General features: G+C 59.8%; 17 protein-coding genes. 2 read left to right on the forward strand and 15 right to left on the reverse strand.

Translation table 11 applies throughout. From position 1 onward, the window contains the following. Positions 1 to 53: 53 nt before the first annotated feature. Positions 54 to 3,956: an ATP-dependent RNA helicase HrpA gene (gene hrpA, locus KHQ26_RS04520; protein ID WP_020803980.1), complete on the reverse strand. Its 3,903-nt coding sequence runs from the start codon at positions 3,954 to 3,956 to the stop codon at positions 54 to 56. Between the two features lie 204 nt (positions 3,957 to 4,160). Here hrpA and azoR point away from each other — a divergent pair, with 204 nt between their 5' ends. Next, positions 4,161 to 4,766: an FMN-dependent NADH-azoreductase gene (gene azoR / locus KHQ26_RS04525; RefSeq protein ID WP_002902889.1), complete on the forward strand. Its 606-nt coding sequence runs from the start codon at positions 4,161 to 4,163 to the stop codon at positions 4,764 to 4,766. Between the two features lie 36 nt (positions 4,767 to 4,802). Here azoR and KHQ26_RS04530 read toward each other — a convergent pair whose 3' ends face one another. From KHQ26_RS04530 to paaA, 14 genes are all read right to left on the reverse strand, one after another. Continuing rightward, positions 4,803 to 5,213, reverse strand: coding sequence for a GFA family protein (locus tag KHQ26_RS04530; RefSeq protein ID WP_024940864.1), 411 nt, complete (start codon positions 5,211 to 5,213; stop codon positions 4,803 to 4,805). An 8-nt stretch (positions 5,214 to 5,221) separates the two neighbouring features. Next, positions 5,222 to 5,818 (reverse strand): phenylacetic acid degradation protein PaaY, encoded by a 597-nt coding sequence (gene paaY, locus KHQ26_RS04535; protein ID WP_004183856.1) that lies wholly within the window; start codon positions 5,816 to 5,818, stop codon positions 5,222 to 5,224. Between the two features lie 9 nt (positions 5,819 to 5,827). After that, entirely contained in the window at positions 5,828 to 6,754 is a 927-nt protein-coding gene (paaX, locus tag KHQ26_RS04540; RefSeq protein ID WP_020803992.1) for a phenylacetic acid degradation operon negative regulatory protein PaaX, read from the reverse strand. A gap of 99 nt (positions 6,755 to 6,853) precedes the next feature. Then, entirely contained in the window at positions 6,854 to 8,170 is a 1,317-nt protein-coding gene (paaK, locus tag KHQ26_RS04545; protein WP_020803996.1) for a phenylacetate--CoA ligase PaaK, read from the reverse strand. A gap of 26 nt (positions 8,171 to 8,196) precedes the next feature. Then, positions 8,197 to 9,402 carry a 3-oxoadipyl-CoA thiolase gene (gene pcaF / locus KHQ26_RS04550; protein WP_004151578.1) on the reverse strand — a complete coding sequence of 402 codons (1,206 nt, stop codon included), beginning with the start codon at positions 9,400 to 9,402 and terminating at the stop codon, positions 8,197 to 8,199. After that, the gene (gene paaI, locus KHQ26_RS04555) at positions 9,402 to 9,824 is read right to left on the reverse strand and encodes a hydroxyphenylacetyl-CoA thioesterase PaaI (protein ID WP_211777852.1); all 423 of its coding nucleotides are present in this window, start codon (positions 9,822 to 9,824) and stop codon (positions 9,402 to 9,404) included. The genes pcaF and paaI overlap by 1 nt, the downstream gene beginning before the upstream one ends. After that, complete coding sequence (locus tag KHQ26_RS04560) at positions 9,814 to 11,238, reverse strand: 3-hydroxyacyl-CoA dehydrogenase (protein ID WP_016831960.1); 1,425 nt, start codon at positions 11,236 to 11,238, stop codon at positions 9,814 to 9,816. Before KHQ26_RS04560 ends, paaI begins: the two co-directional genes overlap by 11 nt. Beyond that, the gene (gene paaG / locus KHQ26_RS04565; RefSeq protein ID WP_004140117.1) at positions 11,239 to 12,027 is read right to left on the reverse strand and encodes a 2-(1,2-epoxy-1,2-dihydrophenyl)acetyl-CoA isomerase PaaG; all 789 of its coding nucleotides are present in this window, start codon (positions 12,025 to 12,027) and stop codon (positions 11,239 to 11,241) included. Positions 12,028 to 12,029: 2 nt separating this feature from the next. Further along, complete coding sequence (gene paaF, locus KHQ26_RS04570; protein ID WP_004176372.1) at positions 12,030 to 12,797, reverse strand: 2,3-dehydroadipyl-CoA hydratase PaaF; 768 nt, start codon at positions 12,795 to 12,797, stop codon at positions 12,030 to 12,032. Next, a complete protein-coding gene (gene paaE, locus KHQ26_RS04575) occupies positions 12,794 to 13,864 on the reverse strand; it encodes a 1,2-phenylacetyl-CoA epoxidase subunit PaaE (RefSeq protein WP_016831229.1) in 1,071 nt (356 codons plus the stop codon). The genes paaF and paaE overlap by 4 nt, the downstream gene beginning before the upstream one ends. A gap of 7 nt (positions 13,865 to 13,871) precedes the next feature. Then, positions 13,872 to 14,369: a 1,2-phenylacetyl-CoA epoxidase subunit PaaD gene (paaD, locus tag KHQ26_RS04580; RefSeq protein WP_004176374.1), complete on the reverse strand. Its 498-nt coding sequence runs from the start codon at positions 14,367 to 14,369 to the stop codon at positions 13,872 to 13,874. An 11-nt stretch (positions 14,370 to 14,380) separates the two neighbouring features. Continuing rightward, positions 14,381 to 15,136 (reverse strand): 1,2-phenylacetyl-CoA epoxidase subunit PaaC, encoded by a 756-nt coding sequence (gene paaC, locus KHQ26_RS04585; protein ID WP_002902769.1) that lies wholly within the window; start codon positions 15,134 to 15,136, stop codon positions 14,381 to 14,383. Between the two features lie 7 nt (positions 15,137 to 15,143). After that, on the reverse strand, positions 15,144 to 15,431 hold the full coding sequence (gene paaB, locus KHQ26_RS04590; RefSeq protein WP_004176376.1) for a 1,2-phenylacetyl-CoA epoxidase subunit PaaB: 288 nt from the start codon (positions 15,429 to 15,431) through the stop codon (positions 15,144 to 15,146). Between the two features lie 11 nt (positions 15,432 to 15,442). Beyond that, positions 15,443 to 16,372: a 1,2-phenylacetyl-CoA epoxidase subunit PaaA gene (paaA, locus tag KHQ26_RS04595; protein WP_004176377.1), complete on the reverse strand. Its 930-nt coding sequence runs from the start codon at positions 16,370 to 16,372 to the stop codon at positions 15,443 to 15,445. A gap of 286 nt (positions 16,373 to 16,658) precedes the next feature. Here paaA and paaZ point away from each other — a divergent pair, with 286 nt between their 5' ends. Next, positions 16,659 to 18,704, forward strand: a complete 2,046-nt coding sequence (paaZ, locus tag KHQ26_RS04600; RefSeq protein WP_020804009.1) for a phenylacetic acid degradation bifunctional protein PaaZ — start codon at positions 16,659 to 16,661, stop codon at positions 18,702 to 18,704. The last annotated feature ends 358 nt before the right edge of the window (positions 18,705 to 19,062 follow it).

Below are 19,062 nucleotides of genomic sequence, written 5' to 3' on the forward strand. Positions count from 1 at the left end.
CGCCTGACCAGTAGCCCCGGTAAGCGCAGCGCCACCGGGGACAACCAGCCAGGCTATGGGGTAATTTGCTCCATCGCCTGCAACACTCGCTTGTCCGAGATAGGATACGGGGTGCCCAGCTGCTGGGCGAAGAAGCTGACCCGCAGCTCCTCGATCATCCAGCGGATCTCGCGGACATCGTCGTCCTCACGGCGGTTCGGCGGTAGCTTATTCAGCCACTGCTGCCACGCCTGCTGCACGCTCTCCACCTTAAGCATCTGCGCCCGATCGCGGTGCGGATCGATAGCCATCTTCTCCAGACGCTTTTCAATCGCCTGCAGATAGCGCAGCGTATCGCCAAGACGGCGGAAACCGTTGCCGGTGACAAAGCCGCGATACACCAGACCCGCCATCTGCGCTTTGATATCCGACAGCCCCAGCGCCATGGTCATATCCACCCGGCCTTTCAGCCGTTTGTTGATATTGAAGACCGCGGTGAGGATCTGCTCGACCTGTTTAGCGATCTCCACCACCGTGTCGTTGAGCTCGGCTCGCACTTTATCGTGCAGCTGACTAAAGCCCTCTTCCGTCCACACCGGACCGCCCGCCTCGTCAATAAGCTTATCAACGCCGCAGGAGATGCAATCATCAATCAGATCCAGCACTTTGCCGTACGGGTTAAAGTAGAGCCCAAGCTTGGCTTTATTCGGTAGTTTCTCGTGCAGATACTTAATCGGCGACGGGATGTTGAGCAGCAGCAGGCGACGCAGACCGCGCCACATGGCCTGCTGCTGTTCCTGTGGATTATCAAACAGCTTGATGGCCACGCTGTCGCGCTCGTCCACCAGCGCCGGCCAGGCTTTCACCTTATAGTTACCGCGCTTCTGTTCGTAACTTTCCGCCAGGGTGCCAAAGCTCCAGATATGCAGCCCGCTCTGCTCAATACCGTCATCAGCGACCGCCGACAGCGTCTCCTGCACTTTGCCCTTCAGGGCGTCTTTCAACGCCTGCAGCGAGCGCCCTTCCTGCAGCTTCTTGTTTTTATCATCCACCACCCGGAAGGTGATTTTCAGGTGATCGGGCACCTGATCCCACTGCCAGGCTTCGCGGTCGATGGTCACGCCGGTCATCTTACGCAGCTCGCGCTCCAGCGAATCGAGCAGCGGCAGCTCAAGCGGCGTCGCCCGGCCAAGAAACGCTTCCGCATAGTTGGGAGCCGGGACGAAATTGCGCCGTACCGGCTTCGGCAGCGATTTTATCAGCGCGATAATGAGCTCGCGACGCAGGCCAGGGATCTGCCATTCAAACCCGGCTTCCTCTACCTGGTTGAGCAGCGGCAGCGGAATATGAACCGTTACGCCATCGGCATCGGCGCCAGGTTCAAACTGATAGCTAAGCCGCAGCTTGAGGTTGCCCTGATGCCAGAAATTCGGGTAGTCCAGTTTACTGACCTGCTCCGCCCCCTCTTTAATCAGCATGCTCTTTTCAAAATTGAGCAAGTCTGGCGTTTCACGGCTGGCCCGCTTCCACCAGCTATCGAAGTGGCGGGCGGAGATGACGTCGTGGCTGATGCGCTGGTCGTAGAACTCGAACAGCGTCTCGTCATCCACCAGGATGTCGCGGCGGCGCGACTTATGCTCCAGCTCTTCGATTTCCGCGCGCAGCTTCAGGTTATCGCGGAAGAAGGCGTGCCGCGTCTGCCAGTCGCCCTCTACCAGCGCGTGGCGGATAAATAGCTCACGACACAGCGCCGGATCAATCTGGCTGTAGTTGACCTTGCGCGCGCCAACGATCGGCAGGCCGTAGACGGTGACCTTCTCCGTCGCCATCACCGCGCCCTGCGACCGCTCCCAGTGCGGCTCACTGTATGAGCGCTTGATCAGGTGCTGCGCTACCGGCTCCACCCACTCCGGCTCAATGCGCGCGGCAATACGCCCCCACAGCCGGCTGGTCTCGACCAGCTCCGCAACCATCGTCCACTTCGGCGGCTTCTTGAATAGACCGGAGCCGGGGAAGATAGAGAACCGCGCATTACGGGCGCCGGTAAACTCCTGCTTATCGGCATCTTTCATGCCGATGTGCGACAGCAGACCGGTCAGCAACGCAGTATGGATCTCGCGATATTCCGCCGGCTCACTGTTGATCGGCAGGCCGAGCTCTTTCACCACCTGGCGCAGCTGGGTGTAGATGTCCTGCCACTCGCGCACGCGCAGATAGTTAAGAAAATCGACCCGGCACTGGCGGCGGAACTGATTCGACGACAGCGCCTTCTGCTGCTCGCCGAGGTAGTTCCACAGATTGACGAAGGCGAGGAAATCAGACTCTTTATCGTGGAAGCGGCGATGTTTTTCGTCAGAGGCCTGCTGTTTGTCCATCGGCCGCTCGCGCGGGTCCTGGATCGACAGCGCGGAGGTGATGATCATCGCTTCCCGCACGCAGCCGTGCTTCTGCGCCTCCAGCACCATGCGCGCCAGACGCGGATCCACCGGTAGCTGGCTGAGCTGGCGGCCCAGCGGGGTTAGCTTATAAGCCGTTGCCTGCGCATCGGTGGTGATGGCGCCCAGCTCTTCCAGCAGGCGTACGCCGTCCTGGATATTGCGCTTATCCGGCGCTTCGACAAACGGGAAGGCGGCGATATCGCCTAAGCCCAGGGCGGTCATCTGCAGGATGACCGACGCCAGGTTGGTGCGCAGAATCTCCGGGTCGGTAAATTCCGGGCGCGACAGGAAATCGTCTTCTGAATAAAGACGAATACAGATCCCTTCCGAAACGCGGCCGCAGCGGCCCTTACGCTGGTTGGCGGACGCCTGGGAAACCGGCTCGATCGGCAGGCGCTGCACCTTGGTGCGGTAGCTGTAACGGCTGATACGCGCAGTACCGGGATCGATAACGTATTTAATGCCCGGCACGGTCAGCGAGGTTTCCGCCACGTTGGTCGCCAGCACGATGCGTCGTCCGCTGTGCGGCTGGAAGACGCGGTTCTGCTCGCTGTTGGACAGGCGGGCGTACAGCGGCAGCACTTCGGTATGGCGCAGATCCAGCTTATTCAGCGCATCGGCGGTATCGCGAATTTCCCGCTCACCGCTCATAAAGATCAGAATATCGCCGGGCCCTTCGCGCCCCAGTTCGTCAACCGCATCAAAGATCGCCTGTAACTGATCGCGCTCGGTATCGTCCGCCTCTTCCGCTATCGGCCGATAGCGCACTTCCACCGGGTAAGTCCGCCCGGAGACTTCGATAATCGGCGCATTATTGAAATGCTTTGAGAAACGTTCCGGGTCGATGGTCGCCGAGGTAATGATGATTTTCAGGTCCGGGCGGCGCGGCAGGAGCTCTTTCAGATAGCCGAGCAGAAAGTCAATATTCAGGCTGCGCTCGTGCGCCTCATCGATAATGATGGTGTCGTACTGCATCAACAGGCGATCCTGCTGGATCTCCGCCAGCAGGATACCGTCGGTCATCAGCTTAACCATGGTGTTTTCGCTGACGTGGTCGCTGAAGCGGACTTTATAGCCGATGCAGCCGCCCGGCTCGCTCTGCAGCTCTTCGGCAATACGATTGGCGACGGTCCGCGCCGCCAGGCGACGCGGCTGGGTATGGCCGATGAGTCCTTTCAGCCCGCGCCCCAGCTCCATGCAGATTTTGGGCAGCTGGGTGGTTTTACCCGAACCGGTCTCCCCGGCGACGATCACCACCTGGTGGTCGCGCACCGCCTCGAGAATCTCTTGTTTTTTCTGGCTAACCGGCAGGTTTTCCGGATAGGTGATGGCCGGACGCGCCGCTTCGCGCAGCAGGACTTTACCGGCTGCCTGGCTTATCTCCAGCGCCATCTCCTGCAGAATGGCCTGTTGCGATTCAGGATTTTTAACCTTCTTCACGCCGTGCAGACGGCGGGCAAAGCGCGTTTTGTCGCGCAGCATCAGGCCGTCGAGCTGTTGATAAAGCTGGGGGAAGGTGATTTTTTGTTGTTCTGTCATAGCGTTATCGGGCAGAGCTCTGCCGGGAAAATCTCTTTTGAAGTATTGCCTTAGAGTACCACATCTGTGTCATTCGTGCCTTGTTCAAAAAATCTGAACATAGGATTCGATATATTGCGCTATCTCTGTGGCGCGATTGTGAATACAGTGTCAACAAGCACCAGGGCATTGACCCGTCAATCACATTAAAAAAAGGAAACACCCATGAGCAAAGTATTAGTTCTGAAATCCAGTATTCTGGCAGGGTACTCACAATCTGGTCAGCTTTCCGACTATTTTGTTGAACAATGGCAGGAAAAACACCCTGGCGATGAGATCACCGTGCGTGACCTGGCCGCCAATCCGATCCCGGTTCTGGATGGCGAACTGGTTGGCGCCCTGCGTCCGAGCGACGCGCCGCTGACTCCGCGTCAGCAGGAAGCGCTGGCCCTTTCCGACGAGCTGATCGCCGAACTGAAAGGCAACGATGTGATTGTTATCGCTGCGCCGATGTACAACTTCAACATCCCGACGCAGCTGAAAAACTATTTCGACCTGGTGGCTCGCGCCGGCGTCACCTTCCGCTACACCGAGAAAGGGCCGGAAGGTCTGGTAACCGGTAAACGCGCGGTCGTCGTTACCAGCCGCGGCGGTATCCATAAAGATACTCCGACCGACCTGGTCACCCCATACCTGTCCACCTTCCTCGGCTTCATCGGCATCACCGACGTGAACTTTGTGTTCGCCGAAGGTATCGCTTACGGCCCGGAAGTCGCGGCCAAAGCGCAGTCTGACGCGAAAGCGGCCATCGACAGCGTGGTTGCAGCCTAATATTTCACTCCTCTCGCTTCCTGCGGGAGGAGAGTTTTACTTTTTCTCGTAGCGTAAATACCCCACCACGCCTCCGCCGCCATCTTTTGGATGATTCACGCCGTCGTTGACCTCCACGCAAGGGAAATCGAAAGGCGAAACGCCGTCAATGCAGGCCACATTCACCCCATACTGCTGTGGGTTTGATCGCCGTTGATGAAAGGTGTAGATCCCGCATACCGAGCAGAAAAAGTGCACGGCTTCCCCTGTATTAAAGCGATACTCTGTGAGCTTATCCCCTCCGCGTACCACCTCTATTCCTGAACGCGGCGAAGAGACCGCGACCGCCCCACGCATGCGACAATATGAGCAGTTACAGCGCCGAACGGTGTTGAAGCCGTCGCTGAGTTCCACGGTAAACGCCACCGCACCGCAGTGACAGTGAGCGGATAATTTCTCTGCCATAATTTTACCCCTCAGGTGGCGGCTTTTGGCCGCAGGTTTTCATCAAACGCCAGCCGCTTACGCCCTGCTTCGACTTCCCGTAATGGCTCCACCTGGTGCAGCGTCTGCTTACAGCGTTCCACCAGCGCCTGGTATTCACGGGTACCTTGTTTTTTCCACGCCAGCTCCTGTTCGCTCAGGATGCGAATCGCTTTTGCCGGGCTGCCGATAATCAGATGGTTGGCGGGCATCTCGGCGTTGGCTTTGACAAAGGCCGAAGCGCCGACAATGCTGTTTTCGCCAATGACCGCCCCGTCGATAATCACCGCGCTCATGCCCACCAGCGCGTTGCGGCCAATCACGCAGCCGTGCAGAATAGCGCCGTGGCCGATATGGCCCTCCTCTTCCACCACCGTATCCTGGCCGGGGAAGCCATGCATCACGCAGTTATCCTGAATATTGGCGCCGTCTTTGACCACGATGCGCCCGAAGTCGCCGCGCAGGCTGGCGTTGGGCCCAACATAGACCCCTTTGCCGAGGATCACGTCGCCAATCAACACCGCGGTCGGGTGAACGTAACTCTCCTCCGGCACCACCGGCGTCAGTCCATCAATCTGATATATCGGCATGCAACCTCCTTATGCGCCCGGCAAACCGCCAAAGCGCTGATAATAGAGCGGACCCGGCGCCGGGAGCTCGCCCACCGAGCTCTCACCTTTCTCGCTGACAAACGCCAGCGCACCGGGACTCACGCGTTGATAAATATTGATACACAGCTGGCGGGCGGTTTGCCCTGCCCAATGCGCCGGCAGGAGCTCTTCCGGCAGCAGCGGGTCTTTGAGCACCACCCGGCGATAGAAATGGATAAGGAGCAGTTGGATCTGGAAACAGCGCTCCGGCGTCAACTCTGACGGCTCGCTGTCGCGCAGCAGCGGCAGTAATGGTCGGAACAAGGCGATAAACGCCTCGTACATCTCATTTTGTTCGGTGAGATGCCAGCACTCCTCTACGCGGTCGCGCAGCGCCGCCCTTGAGAGCGCCAGCGGCGAATGGGCTTCAAAACAGATGACGTTTTCGGCAACGCCCGCTTCATGTAGCAGCGATTGGACATCGGCCAGTTTTTGCGACGGCGAGGCCAGCAGGCTCGGCGCCAGCGCGCCAAATCCCTGCCATAACAGTTGCTTTTTGACTTCCGCCAGAACCGTTTTTTCTAACCCTTCCGACAATAGCAGCAGCCAGGTTCCGTCCCATTCCGGGGCATTCGCCCGATAAATTTTATGTTCCGCGCGCCGGGTCAGACGCAACCCTTTATCACTCAGGCGATAGAAGCTGCGCCGGCCGATGCGGACAACATCAAGCCACTCTTCTTTATTGAGGCGAAACAGCGCGGTGCGTACGAAGCGCTCGCCGAAGCCTAATCCTTCCAGCAGCGCCGCGACGCTGCCCAGCCACACTTCCCCACCGCGTTGTAATAAAGCGTCGCCATACAGCGAGGCAATTAATGACGTGCCGCTGATGGGCATCGCCGTCACCGCTTGTTGAATAAAGGCGTCGAGTTTACTCATCTGATTCATTCTGTTGTTATATTTTTCCTTTATGAATCATAGCACAGGAAATTCCCGGCTTACGGCGTAAAGGCCTCAGCCGGGTTATCGGGGAGAGGATTAACCGCTAACCACCGCTTTTCGCAGGTCGAATACCCGACAGGCTTTCCCTTCCGAGCGCGGAATGCTGCCGCAGTTGACGATAGTAATATCGGTGGAGATCCCGACCATCGACTTAATGCGGTGACGCAACTGATGGCAAATCTGGCAGCGTTGTTCATGACTCAGCGCCAGCCCGCTCTCTTTCAGCTCAACGCGCACCGCCAGCGAATCCAGATGACCGCGGCGATTGACCTCTAACTGATAGTGCGGCGCCAGGTGTTCAAACTTGAGGATCTCCTCTTCCAGCTGCGAGGGGAAGACGTTAACCCCGCGGATAATCAGCATATCGTCGCTGCGTCCGCTGATGCGATCCATGCGGCGCATGGTCCGCGCGGTTCCCGGCATCAGGCGCGTCAGATCGCGGGTACGATAGCGGATCACCGGCAGCGCTTCTTTGGTCAGGGTGGTAAACAGCAGCTCACCATGCTCGCCATCTTCCAGCGGCGTACCGTCGTCCGGGTTGACGATTTCCGGGAAGAAGTGGTCTTCCCAGATAGTCGGGCCGTCAACGGTTTCCAGACACTCCATCGCTACGCCCGGTCCCATGACTTCCGACAAACCGTAAATATCCAGGGCGGTGATCCCCAGCCGGCGCTCGATTTCCGCGCGCATCGCCAGCGTCCACGGCTCAGCGCCAAAGACGCCGACCCGCAATGAACAGCTGCGGGCATCGCCGCCCATCTGGCGCTCCAGCTCTTCAATCAGATTCAGACAGTAGGACGGCGTCACCATGATCATATCCGGCTGGAAATCGCGGATCAGCTGCGCCTGTTTTTCGGTCTGTCCGCCGGACATCGGGATCACCGTCGCGCCCAAACGTTCCGCGCCGTAGTGCGCGCCAAGGCCGCCGGTAAACAGGCCATAGCCGTAGGCGACGTGAATTTTATCTTTTGCTGAACCACCGGCCGCGCGCAGCGAACGGGCGACAATATTGGCCCAGTTATCAATATCGTTTTGCGTATACCCCACCACCGTCGGTTTGCCGGTGGTGCCGGAAGAGGCGTGAATGCGCACCACCTGCTCCATCGGCACCGCGAATGTATCGAAGGGATAGTTGTCGCGCAGATCCTGTTTGGTGGTGCAGGGGAATTTTTGCAGATCGTTTAATTCCCGAAAGTCGTCAGGGTGCACGCCGGCGGCGTCGAATTTGCGGCGATACATCGGCACATTTTCGTACGCATGCTTCAGCGTCCATTTCAGGCGCTGGGTTTGCAGGGCCTGCAGTTCGTCACGCGATGCGGTTTCAATCGGATCTAATTTTGTAGTAGTTATCATTGTAGGGTACTCGCAGGTAAATTAGCTCACACTCGCTCGAGGATCATGGCAATGCCCTGACCCACGCCAATACACATCGTACACAGCGCATAGCGCCCGCCCCGGCGTTGCAGCTCAAGGCTGGCGCTCAGCGCTAACCGCGCGCCGCTCATGCCCAGCGGATGGCCTAACGCGATGGCGCCGCCGTTGGGATTTACGTGCGCCGCATCGTCCGGCACGCCGAGCTGTCTGAGCACCCCCAGCGCCTGGGCGGCGAAGGCCTCATTCAGCTCAATCAGATCCATATCGTTAATATTGAGTCCCGCCCGCTCCAGCACTTTACGCACCGCCGGTACCGGCCCCAGTCCCATCAGGCGCGGTTCGACACCCGCCGTCGCCATCGCCACGATACGCGCCCGCGGCGTGAGCCCCTGGATAGCGGCCTGCTGTTCGCTGGCGATGATCAGCGCCGCGGCGCCATCGTTGACGCCTGAAGCATTGCCCGCAGTAATGACGCCGCCCTGGCGGAACGGCGCTTTCAGTTTCGCCAGCTGCTCAAGCGTGGTTTCCGGGCGCGGATGCTCGTCCTCGCGCACGTCGCTAACCGCCCCTTTCCGGCCGACAATCTGCACCGGCACAATCTCCTGCGCCAGAATGCCGTCGCGCTGGGCCTGCGCCGTGCGCTGCTGGCTGCGCCAGGCGAAAGCGTCCTGATCGGCTCGGCTGATATTTAACAATTCAGCTACATTCTCGGCCGTTTCCGGCATGCTGTCAGTTCCGAAGTGTTGCGCCATGAGCGGGTTCACAAAACGCCAGCCAATCGTGGTATCAAAGAGTTCCGCCTGACGCTGGTACGGCGCGCTGGCTTTTCCCATCACGAAAGGCGCACGCGACATCGATTCCACGCCGCCGGCAATCAGCAGATCGGCATCGCCGGCTTTGATCGCCCTGGCGGCAAAGCCGATGGCATCCAGACCCGATCCGCACAGGCGGTTAATCGTGGTGCCCGGCACGGTATGCGGGTAACCGGCCAACAACGTCGCCATGTGCGCCACGTTGCGGTTATCTTCCCCGGCCTGATTCGCACAGCCGAAAATCACATCATCAATTGCTGCCGGGTCGAGCCCGGGATTACGACTCAGGAGCTCACGCAGCGGGATTGCCGCCAGGTCGTCGGCGCGCACACTGGCCAGCGCGCCGCCGTAGCGGCCAATCGGCGTACGGATCCCGTCACAAATAAAGGCGTCGCGCATTACACGTCTCCCGTGATTGTGCCGCCGATGCGGTGCGATTTGCCGCGGAACAGGGCCACAATCTTTTGCTGTTGATTAACAATTTCGATGTCGTAGACGCCGGTCAGCTTGCCCTGCTGTTTGACTCTGGCGGTGGCGACCAGCCGGTCGCCGGCAAACGCCGGACGAAGAAAATCAATGCTTGCCGCCGAGGCCACCGCCGCCAGCCCCTGGCTGTTACAGGCGTAGGCGAAAGCGGTATCGGCAAGCGTAAATAGCTGACCACGGTGACAGGTTTGATGGCCGTTAAGCATGTCCGCCGAGACGGTCATACTCATCTGCGCAAAACCGTCGTCCATTTCGATAAGTTCGATCCCCATCTTTCTGGCGCAGGTATCTTTTTCGTACATCACGCGCGCGTTGCGCCACGGATCATTGCTCATGGTGCTTCTCCATCAGCGCCTTCTGGCGCAGCAGGGAACTGGGGCGATAGCGCTCCTCGCCATAATGGTGTTGCAGGTTCTCCAGCAGTTGCAGCACCCGCCGCCAGCCAAGGCGTTCTCCCCATGCCAGCGGGCCATGCGGATAGTTCACGCCAAGGCGCATCGCGGTATCGACATCCTGCGGGCTGGCGACGCCTTTTTGCACCGCATCCAGCGCTTCGTTAATCAGCATCGCCACCGTGCGCCACACCAGCAGGCCGGGATAATCGGCAATACGCAGCACTTTCTTGCCCTGCTGCTGGAAGTAATGCACGGCCTTTTCAGTGGCCGCAGGCGCGTTGGTTGCCGCTGCGGCCAGCACCACCGTATCGCTGGCGCACAGGTCATACACCACCACCGGGCGGTGATGCTTAATACTCAGCGCCAGGGCGGTCTCGCCTTCAGTCTCCAGCAGCAAGACATCGTCTAATTCAGTGACGTTGTCACTTCTGACGGTAACGGATTCAGCACCCATCATTACCGGCGGCAGCGCCGCGTCCGGCTGCGTCTCCGCGGGCCAGCGATAGACGCCGTGACCGCTCTTTTTACCCAGCCTCCCGGCCAGCGCCAGCTCTTGCTGGAGGAGCGATGGCAGGTAGCGGCGGTCCTGCCAGAAGGCGTTAAACACCGAACAGGTCACGGCGAAGTTGACGTCCTGGCCAATCAGGTCAGTCAGCGCCAACGGTCCCATCGGAAAACCGCCGCCGTCACGCAAAGCGGCATCGATAACCTCCGGGGCGGCAACCTGTTCTTCCAGCGCGCGCCAGGCCTCAGCGTAGAACGGACGCGCTACGCGGTTAACGATAAATCCCGGCGTTGAGCGGCAGCGTACCGGCTGTTTCCCCCAGCCGCTTACGCACTGGCACAGCTGCTCCACCACTTCTGTGGAGGTCGCAAGACCACTCACCACCTCGACCAGCTTCATCACCGGCGCCGGATTAAAAAAGTGCAGTCCGGCCACCCGCTCCGGGTTTTTGACCCCGGCGGCGATAGCGGTAATCGAAATAGACGAGGTATTACTGGTCAACAGCGTTGACGGCGCGCAGATCTCCGCCAGCTGCGCGAATAGAGCCGTTTTGACCTCCAACCGTTCAGAGGCCGCTTCGATCACTAAATCTGCATCGGCAAGTGCGGCTAAATCGTGGGCCGGATGCAGGCGCGCCAGCAGCGCGTCGGCCTGCTCTGACGCCAGTTTGCCCCGCGCAACGCGTGACGCCAGACGCCCGGCGATACCCTCTATCGCCAGGTCTACAGCCTTAGGGTTAATATCAAAAATACGCACCGGATGCCCGGCGGCGGCAGCCACTTCGGCGATGCCGGCCCCCATGGTGCCGCTGCCGATCACCGCCACGTTGACTAAGGATGTCGTCATCATCTATTTCCCGCTGAACTGTGGTGGCCGTTTGGCCAGAAACGCGCTGACCCCTTCGCGGTAATCATCGCTGCGCCCGGCCAGACGCTGATAATCGCGCTCCAGGTCCAGCTGCGCGTCGAGACTGTTGGTTTCAGAAGCCAGCAGCGCCTTTTTAATCAGCCCAAGACCAAACGTCGGTTGCGCCGCAAGATGGCGCGCCAGTTGCAGACTGGTATCCGCCAGTTCTGAATCGTCCACCAGTTGCCAGATAATCCCCCACTGCGCGGCCTGTTCCGCGCTGAGGCTGTCGCCCAGCAGCGCCAGCCCCATCGCGCGCGCACGGCCGGCCACCCGCGGCAGGAACCAGCTGCCGCCGCAGTCCGGCACCAGGCCGAGCTTGCTGAACGCCATCACAAATTTGGCCGAACGCGCGGCCAGCACGATATCGCAGCCCAGCGCCAGGGTAGCGCCCGCGCCGGCGGCCACGCCGTTAACCGCGCAGATGACCGGTTTCGGCAGCGCCGCCAGACGGCGCACTAACGGGTTGTAAAAGCGTTCTACCGACATGCCAAGATCCGGCGGCGGGCCGCTGGGGTCGACATTGCGGTCGTTCAAATCCTGGCCGGCGCAAAAACCGCGGCCGGCGCCGGTTATCAGCAGGCAGCGCACGCCATCATCGCGCTCGGCCTGCTTCAGACATTCCGCCAGCTGGTGATGCATCAGGTCGTTAAAACTGTTAAGGCGGTCCGGGCGATTGAGGGTAATGGTCATGACGCCCTGTTCCACTGCGCTGAGAATGAAAGCTTCCACGATTAGCGTCCTTTAAATTCCGGGGTACGTTTTTGTAAGAAGGCGTCGATGCCTTCGCGGCGGTCCTCGGTGGCGCTCAGCAGGCTAAACAGCTGGCGCTCCTGTTGCAGACCGGCCTGCAGGCTGACTTCCTGCGCCAGGCGCAGCGACTGTTTTGCCGCCCGTAGCGCCAGCGGCGAATGGCGGGCAATGGTGGTTGCCAGCTGCAGGGCATACTCATCGGTTAACGCCGCCGGATGGATATCACTGACCAGCCCGGCCTGCTGCGCCTGGCGGGCGTCAATACTCTCGCCGCTCAGCACCATCCGGCTGGCCAGCGCCTTGCCAACGCTGCGGATCAGCCGCTGGGTGCCGCCCGCGCCCGGCATTATGCCGAGGGTAATTTCCGGCAGGCCAAAGCGGGCATTGTCCCCGGCGACAATCAGGTCGCACAGCAGGGCCAGCTCGCAGCCGGCGCCGAGCGCGTAGCCGTTGACCGAGGCGATGAGCGGCTTAGTAAAAGCATCGATTCGCGCCCATAACCGTGGGCGAATATCATCCAGGGTGGCAGGAAGATCTTTTTCCGCCATTTCATTGAGGTCAGCCCCGGCGGCGAAAAAACGCGCGTTACCGCGAATAACGCAGACGCCGACGCTGTCATCAACTGCCGCCGCCTCCAGCGCCTCGGCAATCTGGGTTAATAAGGCATTGTTCAGCGCGTTGCGGGCCTGCGGGCGGTTCAGCGTCAACTGAAGCACCCGGCCATGACGGTGGATCAGCAGGTCACTCATGCCATCCCCCGCGCGTCAAAGTCGACCACCACATCGCCGCTTGTCGGCAGCGACTGGCAGCTCAGCACGTAGCCCGCCGCCAGCTCATCCGCTTCCAGGCTGTAATTGGCGGCCATCGCCACTTCACCGCGCAGCACTTTGCATTTACAGGTGGCGCATACCCCGCCCTTACAGGCGAACGGCAGATCGGCGCCCTGACGCAATGCGGCATCCAGGATGCTGTCGTCTTCGGCGCTGAGGGCGATAAGCCGATCGCGCCCGTCCTGGCGGATGGTCACCGTGCGCCCTTCCGCCTGCACTCCAGCGGCCCGCTTCACATTGCCGCCTGGTGTATTAAAGCGTTCGAGATGAATCGATTTCTCCGCTACGCCAAGTTCACGTAACGTCGCTTCCGCCTCGTCCATCATCGCCGCCGGCCCGCAGATAAAGGCCTCGTCGAAACGGCTGAAATCCAGCAGATGATCAGCGAGCTGGCGCAGTTTGTCGCCGTCAATGCGCCCCTGTAGCAGATCGCTGTCCATCGACTCCTGGCTAAACAGGTGGATCACCTGCAGGCGCTGCGGATAGCGGTCTTTTAAATCGGCCAGCGCCTGGCGGAACATCATGCTATGGCTGCTGCGGTTGCCGTAGATCAGCGTAAAGCGGCTTTGCGGCTCGGTCGCTAGCGTCGCGCTAATGATCGCCATCATCGGCGTGATCCCGGAGCCGGCGGCAATCGCCAGATATTCTCCCTGCCGTTCGGCCTGCGGTTGATAACCGAAATGCCCCTGCGGCACCATCACCTCCAGCTCCATACCCTGCTGGATATCGTGCTGGGCGTAGCGCGAGAAGCGCCCGCCGTCGATAGCTTTGACCGCGACGCTAATTTCGCCGGGCGTGCGGCTGCGACAAATGGAGTAACAGCGGCGCAGTTCTTCGCCGCCCAGACGGGCTTTTAGCGTCAGATGCTGGCCCGGGCGAAAACAGTATTCCGCCTGCAGGGCTTGCGGGATCGCAAAAGTGATGGTCACCGCATCGCGGGTTTCCGGCTCGACTCTCGCCACCTTAAGCGAATGGAACGTCGTCATGGCAACCTCAAATACATTTAAAGTAATCAAAAGGTTCCCGGCAGCTGTCGCAGCGATAGAGCGCTTTGCAGGCCGTGGAACCGAATTCGCTAATCAGCGAGGTATGGGCGCTGCCGCAGCGCGGACAGCTCACCTCAACGGGCCTGTCCGCATGGCAGGCGTGCCCCTGGGGCGGGCTGATGCCGTACTGGCGCAGGCGCTCGCGGGCATCCTGACTCATCCAGTCGGTGGTCCACGGCGGATCCAGCTGCAGGACGATATGTACCGGCTGAAAGCCATGCTCGCTCATGACCGTGCGGATCTCCCCCAGCAGATGCTCCGTCGCCGGACAGCCCGAATAGGTCGGGGTAAAGCCAATCACCCAGCCGTCGCCATGGCGCGCGACGCTGCGCACCATACCAAGGTCGGTGATGGTGAGTACTGGCACTTCCGGATCCGGGATCGCGCTTAATAATCCCCAGATGGTGCGAACCTCTGCAGGAGCGATATCGGCAAGACGTTGCATAGTCACCTCACTTACCACTGCAGTCCGGGATGCGAACGCTGCAGATACTGCATCTCCGCCAGCAGCGGGCCGAGATGTTCACTGTGCAGCCCCTGTTTGCCGCCGCTGCGGAAGGCCGCTTCCTGCGGGATCTGTAAGCCGGAGTCGAGAAGCGCCGTGTGTACCGCGCTTTGCCATTCGGCCTGCAGTTCACGCGGATCAACCGCAATGCCCTGCTCAACCAGGCTGAGCTCCACTTCATCAGCGAGGAACAGTTCGCCGGTGAAGCGCCACAGATTGTCGACCGCCTGCTGCATTTTGCGATTTGATAATTCGGTGCCGTTACCGAGACGCTCCAGCCAGCCGCGGCTAAAGCGCTGGTGGTAACGCACCTCTTTCAGCCCTTTAGCGGCAATGGCCGCCAGCTGCGCGTCGCGGCTGTTCACCAGCCGGCTGAACAGGGCGACATGCCAGACGTCGATAAAGAACTGGCGGGCGATAGTGTCGGCAAAATTGCCGTTTGGCTGCTCCACCAGCAGCAGGTTGCTGAACCGGCGCTCATCGCGGCCAAAAGCCAGCGTATCTTCGTCGCCGCAACCGTTAAGCTCGGCGGCATAGCTTAAAAAATTGCGCGCCTGGCCGAGCAGGTCGAGGCCGATGTTGGCCAGCGCAAGATCGATCTCGAGCTCGGGAGCATGTCCGCACCAGGCGCCTAAACGCTGGGCCAGAACCAGACCATTGTCGCCAAGCCGCAGGGCGTAGGTGGCTACGGGGTTAGGGTTATTCATCGCCGCCTCACATATGTTCCATGCCGTCCGGCACGGTATAGAAAGTCGGATGACGGTAGACTTTGCTTTCCGCCGGGTCGAAGAATTCGCTGCGATCTTCCGGCTGCGAAGCAACGATTTCGCTGGCCTTCACCACCCAAATTGAGCAGCCTTCGCTGCGGCGGGTGTAGGCATCGCGGGCATTCTCCAGCGCCATTTGATCATCGGCAGCGTGCAGACTGCCGACGTGACGATGGGATAACCCCTGTTTGCTGCGAACGAACACTTCATATAACGGCCAGTAAACTTTGCTCATGTTGTCTCTCCTCATGCTGCGCTGCGGGCCTGCTGTTTTTGCGCATGGGCCAGCGCGGCTTCGCGCACCCATTCGCCCTCTTCCCAGGCCTTACGCTTGGCGGCCAACCGCTCGTGATTGCAAATGCCACGGCCGCTAATCACCTCGTTAAATTCCTGCCAGTCGATTTCGCCGAAGCGGTAGTGGCCGCTGGCTTCATCAAACTGCAAATCCGGGTCCGGGACGGTCATACCGAGGATCTCTACCTGCGGCACGGTATTGTCGACGAAGCGCTGACGTAGCTCGTCGTTGGAGTGCAGTTTGATTTTCCACGCCATGCTGCGGGCGCTGTTCGGCGAGTTGTCATCGTTGGGGCCGAACATCATCAGCGCCGGCCACCAGAAGCGGTTAATAGCGTCCTGCAGCATCTGCCGCTGCGCGTCATTGCCCTGCGCCAGCGCCATGCAGGCTTCAAAACCCTGACGCTGGTGAAAGCTCTCTTCTTTGCAGATTTTGACCATCGCCCGGGCATAGGGGCCGTAGGAGGTCCGGCACAGCGCCACCTGGTTGACGATGGCCGCGCCATCGACCAGCCAGCCGATCACGCCGATATCCGCCCAGCTGAGGGTCGGGTAGTTAAAAATGGAGGAGTATTTCATCTGCCCGTCGAGCATCTTCTGATACAGGTCTTCCCGGGCGCAGCCAAGGGTTTCCGCGGCGCTATAGAGATACAGCCCGTGTCCAGCCTCATCCTGTACCTTAGCCAACAGGATCGCTTTGCGGCGCAGCGTCGGCGCGCGGGTGATCCAGTTGCCTTCCGGCAGCATGCCGACGATCTCCGAGTGCGCGTGCTGGCCTATCTGCCGAATCAAGGTCTTACGGTAGGCATCCGGCATCCAGTCCTGCGGTTCGATGGCCGTTTCCTGCGCGATGCGCTGGTCAAAGCGTTGTTCTTCTGTCACGTCATCACCTTTATGATTCAGATATTCACAACAAAAACATTTATGTGAATCACTTTGTTTATTGAAGGTTACATATTGGTTAAATAAAACCACAAATTTTGTTTGCTCTTTTTGTGATAATCTCCGCAAAACCTTTTGTAAACCACAATTAATACAGTAAGTTAAGCATAAGGCGTAACGCCATCGCGATCACAATGTTAATAATTTATTAAATACGGGCTTGCATTTTATGATTCATAAAAGAACTATTTATAGATATCACACGTAACACATTTGGAGATTTGCGATGCAGCAGTTAGCCAGCTACTTATCCGGCGCCTGGCAGACCGGCCGGGGCCGCGCCCGTACTATCCATCACGCCATCACCGGCGCGGCGCTTTGGGAGGTGACCAGTGAAGGCCTGGATATGGCGCAGGCGCGCCGCTTCGCGATTGAGCGCGGTGGTAAAGCCCTGCAGGCGATGACCTTTATTGAACGCAGCGCGATGCTGAAAGCGGTGGCGAAACACCTGCTGGAGCAGAAAGACCAGTTCTACGCCATCTCCGCGCAAACCGGCGCCACTCGCGCCGACAGTTGGGTGGATATTGAAGGCGGTATCGGTACCCTTTTCACCTATGCCGGGCTCGGTAGTCGAGAATTACCGGACGATATCCTGTGGCCGGAAGACGAGCTCATCCCGCTCTCCAAACAGGGCGGTTTTGCCGCGCGTCATGTGCTGACATCAAAATCAGGCGTCGCCGTCCATATCAACGCCTTCAACTTCCCCTGCTGGGGAATGCTGGAAAAACTGGCGCCCACGTGGCTTGCCGGTATGCCGGCGATCATTAAACCGGCAACCGCTACCGCCCAGCTCACCCAGGCAATGGTGAAAGCGATTGTCGACAGCGGCCTGGTGCCGGAGGGCGCCATCAGCCTGATTTGCGGCGGCGCGGGCGATCTGCTCGACCACCTCGATAGCCAGGACGTGGTGACCTTTACCGGGTCAGCCGCCACCGGCCAGCAGCTACGGGCGCACCCTAACCTGGTAGCCAAATCCATTCCCTTTACCATGGAAGCAGATTCACTCAACTGCTGCGTGTTAGGCGAAGACGTCACTCCGGAGCAACCGGAATTCGCGCTGTTTATTCGGGAAGTGGTCCGCGAGATGACGGCGAAAGCCGGGCAAAAATGTACCGCTATCCGCAGAATCATTGTGCCACTGGCTCAGATTAATGCGGTTAGCGATGCACTGATCTCCCGCCTGCATAAAGTAACCGTCGGTGACCCTGCGCAGGAGGGCGTTAAGATGGGGGCCCTGGTTAATAGCGAACAGCGTCAGGACGTACAGGAGAGCGTCAATAAGCTGATAGCCGCTGGCTGCGAAGTACTCCTCGGTGGAGAGGCGGATCTCAGCGCGGCCGGCGCATTTTTCCCGCCGACCCTGTTGTACTGCTCACAGCCGGATGAAACGCCGGCGGTACACGCCATTGAAGCTTTTGGTCCGGTGGCGACGCTGATGCCGTATCGCGACCGCCAGCATGCGCTGACGCTGGCGCGCGCCGGCGGCGGCAGTCTGGCGGGGACGCTGGTCACCGCCAGCGGCGAGCTGGCGCGCGAGTTTATCCTCGGCGCCGCCCGCGCCCATGGCCGTATTCAGATACTGAATGAAGCATCCTCCGCAGAATCAACCGGCCACGGTTCGCCGCTGCCGCAGCTGGTGCACGGCGGCCCTGGCCGCGCTGGCGGCGGAGAAGAGCTTGGCGGGCTGCGTTCGGTGAAACACTATATGCAGCGTACCGCGGTCCAGGGCAGCCCAACGATGCTGGCGACCATCGGTCAACAGTGGGTGCGCGGCGCCCAGGTGAACGAAGACCGTATTCACCCGTTCCGCAAATATTTCGAAGAGATTCAGCCTGGCGACAGCTTATTAACCCCGCGCCGAACCCTGACCGAAGCGGATATCGTTAACTTCGCCTGCCTGAGCGGCGATCATTTCTACGCGCATATGGACAAAATCGCCGCCGCCGAGTCGATTTTTGGCGAGCGGGTGGTCCACGGCTATTTCCTGATCTCCGCCGCGGCCGGGCTGTTCGTCGATGCCGGCGTCGGGCCGGTTATCGCCAACTACGGCATGGAAAACCTGCGCTTTATTGAGCCGGTCAAACCGGGCGACACCATTCAGGTTCGCCTCACCTGTAAGCGGAAAACGGTCAAACATCAGCGCAGCGCCGATGAGAAAGCCACCGGCGTGGTGGAATGGGCGGTGGAGATTTTCAATCAGCACCAGCAGGCGGTGGCGCTGTATTCCATTCTGACCCTGGTGGCGCGTCAACAGGGAGATTTCCCGGCGTGATAGCGAAAAATAGACCGCTGGCGCTCTGTTGGCCGACCCTTTAGCCATTGATACTGCAATCGGTTTGCAACGGTTTCGCCCCGGGAAGTCCTTTATGTTATCCGTGGCTTCAGCGCACATTGCGCTCCCGGTTAATCGTCTGCGTTATGCCTGGCATAGCGCTGGGAGCGCACAGGGGGCGGCCAGTCGCCGCCGCCCCCTGTACCCCCGGGCTCGGGCCAGCAAGAATGGTGAATAAATTAACGGCAGGCCGCACGGACCGTAGGCCGGGTAAGGCGTCAGCCGCCACCCGGCAAAAAAATCAGCGCACGTTCTCAATGCCTCTGCGGAGGCATTTTTTACGCCCGTCTGGCAAAAC

The sequence above is a fragment of the Klebsiella sp. 10 genome (genome assembly GCF_018223925.1).
Classification (GTDB): Bacteria; Pseudomonadota; Gammaproteobacteria; order Enterobacterales; family Enterobacteriaceae; genus Klebsiella; species Klebsiella pneumoniae.

What these genes read in the sequence shown, in the direction of transcription:
- hrpA (WP_020803980.1), bottom strand. Translation starts at nt 3,956, where the DNA reads ATGACAGAACAACAAAAAATCACCTTCCCCCAGCTTTATCAACAGCTC.
- azoR (WP_002902889.1), top strand. Translation starts at nt 4,161, where the DNA reads ATGAGCAAAGTATTAGTTCTGAAATCCAGTATTCTGGCAGGGTACTCA.
- paaY (WP_004183856.1), bottom strand. Translation starts at nt 5,818, where the DNA reads ATGCCGATATATCAGATTGATGGACTGACGCCGGTGGTGCCGGAGGAG.
- paaX (WP_020803992.1), bottom strand. Translation starts at nt 6,754, where the DNA reads ATGAGTAAACTCGACGCCTTTATTCAACAAGCGGTGACGGCGATGCCC.
- paaK (WP_020803996.1), bottom strand. Translation starts at nt 8,170, where the DNA reads ATGATAACTACTACAAAATTAGATCCGATTGAAACCGCATCGCGTGAC.
- pcaF (WP_004151578.1), bottom strand. Translation starts at nt 9,402, where the DNA reads ATGCGCGACGCCTTTATTTGTGACGGGATCCGTACGCCGATTGGCCGC.
- paaI (WP_211777852.1), bottom strand. Translation starts at nt 9,824, where the DNA reads ATGAGCAATGATCCGTGGCGCAACGCGCGCGTGATGTACGAAAAAGAT.
- KHQ26_RS04560 (WP_016831960.1), bottom strand. Translation starts at nt 11,238, where the DNA reads ATGATGACGACATCCTTAGTCAACGTGGCGGTGATCGGCAGCGGCACC.
- paaF (WP_004176372.1), bottom strand. Translation starts at nt 12,797, where the DNA reads ATGAGTGACCTGCTGATCCACCGTCATGGCCGGGTGCTTCAGTTGACG.
- paaE (WP_016831229.1), bottom strand. Translation starts at nt 13,864, where the DNA reads ATGACGACGTTCCATTCGCTTAAGGTGGCGAGAGTCGAGCCGGAAACC.
- paaD (WP_004176374.1), bottom strand. Translation starts at nt 14,369, where the DNA reads ATGCAACGTCTTGCCGATATCGCTCCTGCAGAGGTTCGCACCATCTGG.
- paaC (WP_002902769.1), bottom strand. Translation starts at nt 15,136, where the DNA reads ATGAATAACCCTAACCCCGTAGCCACCTACGCCCTGCGGCTTGGCGAC.
- paaB (WP_004176376.1), bottom strand. Translation starts at nt 15,431, where the DNA reads ATGAGCAAAGTTTACTGGCCGTTATATGAAGTGTTCGTTCGCAGCAAA.
- paaZ (WP_020804009.1), top strand. Translation starts at nt 16,659, where the DNA reads ATGCAGCAGTTAGCCAGCTACTTATCCGGCGCCTGGCAGACCGGCCGG.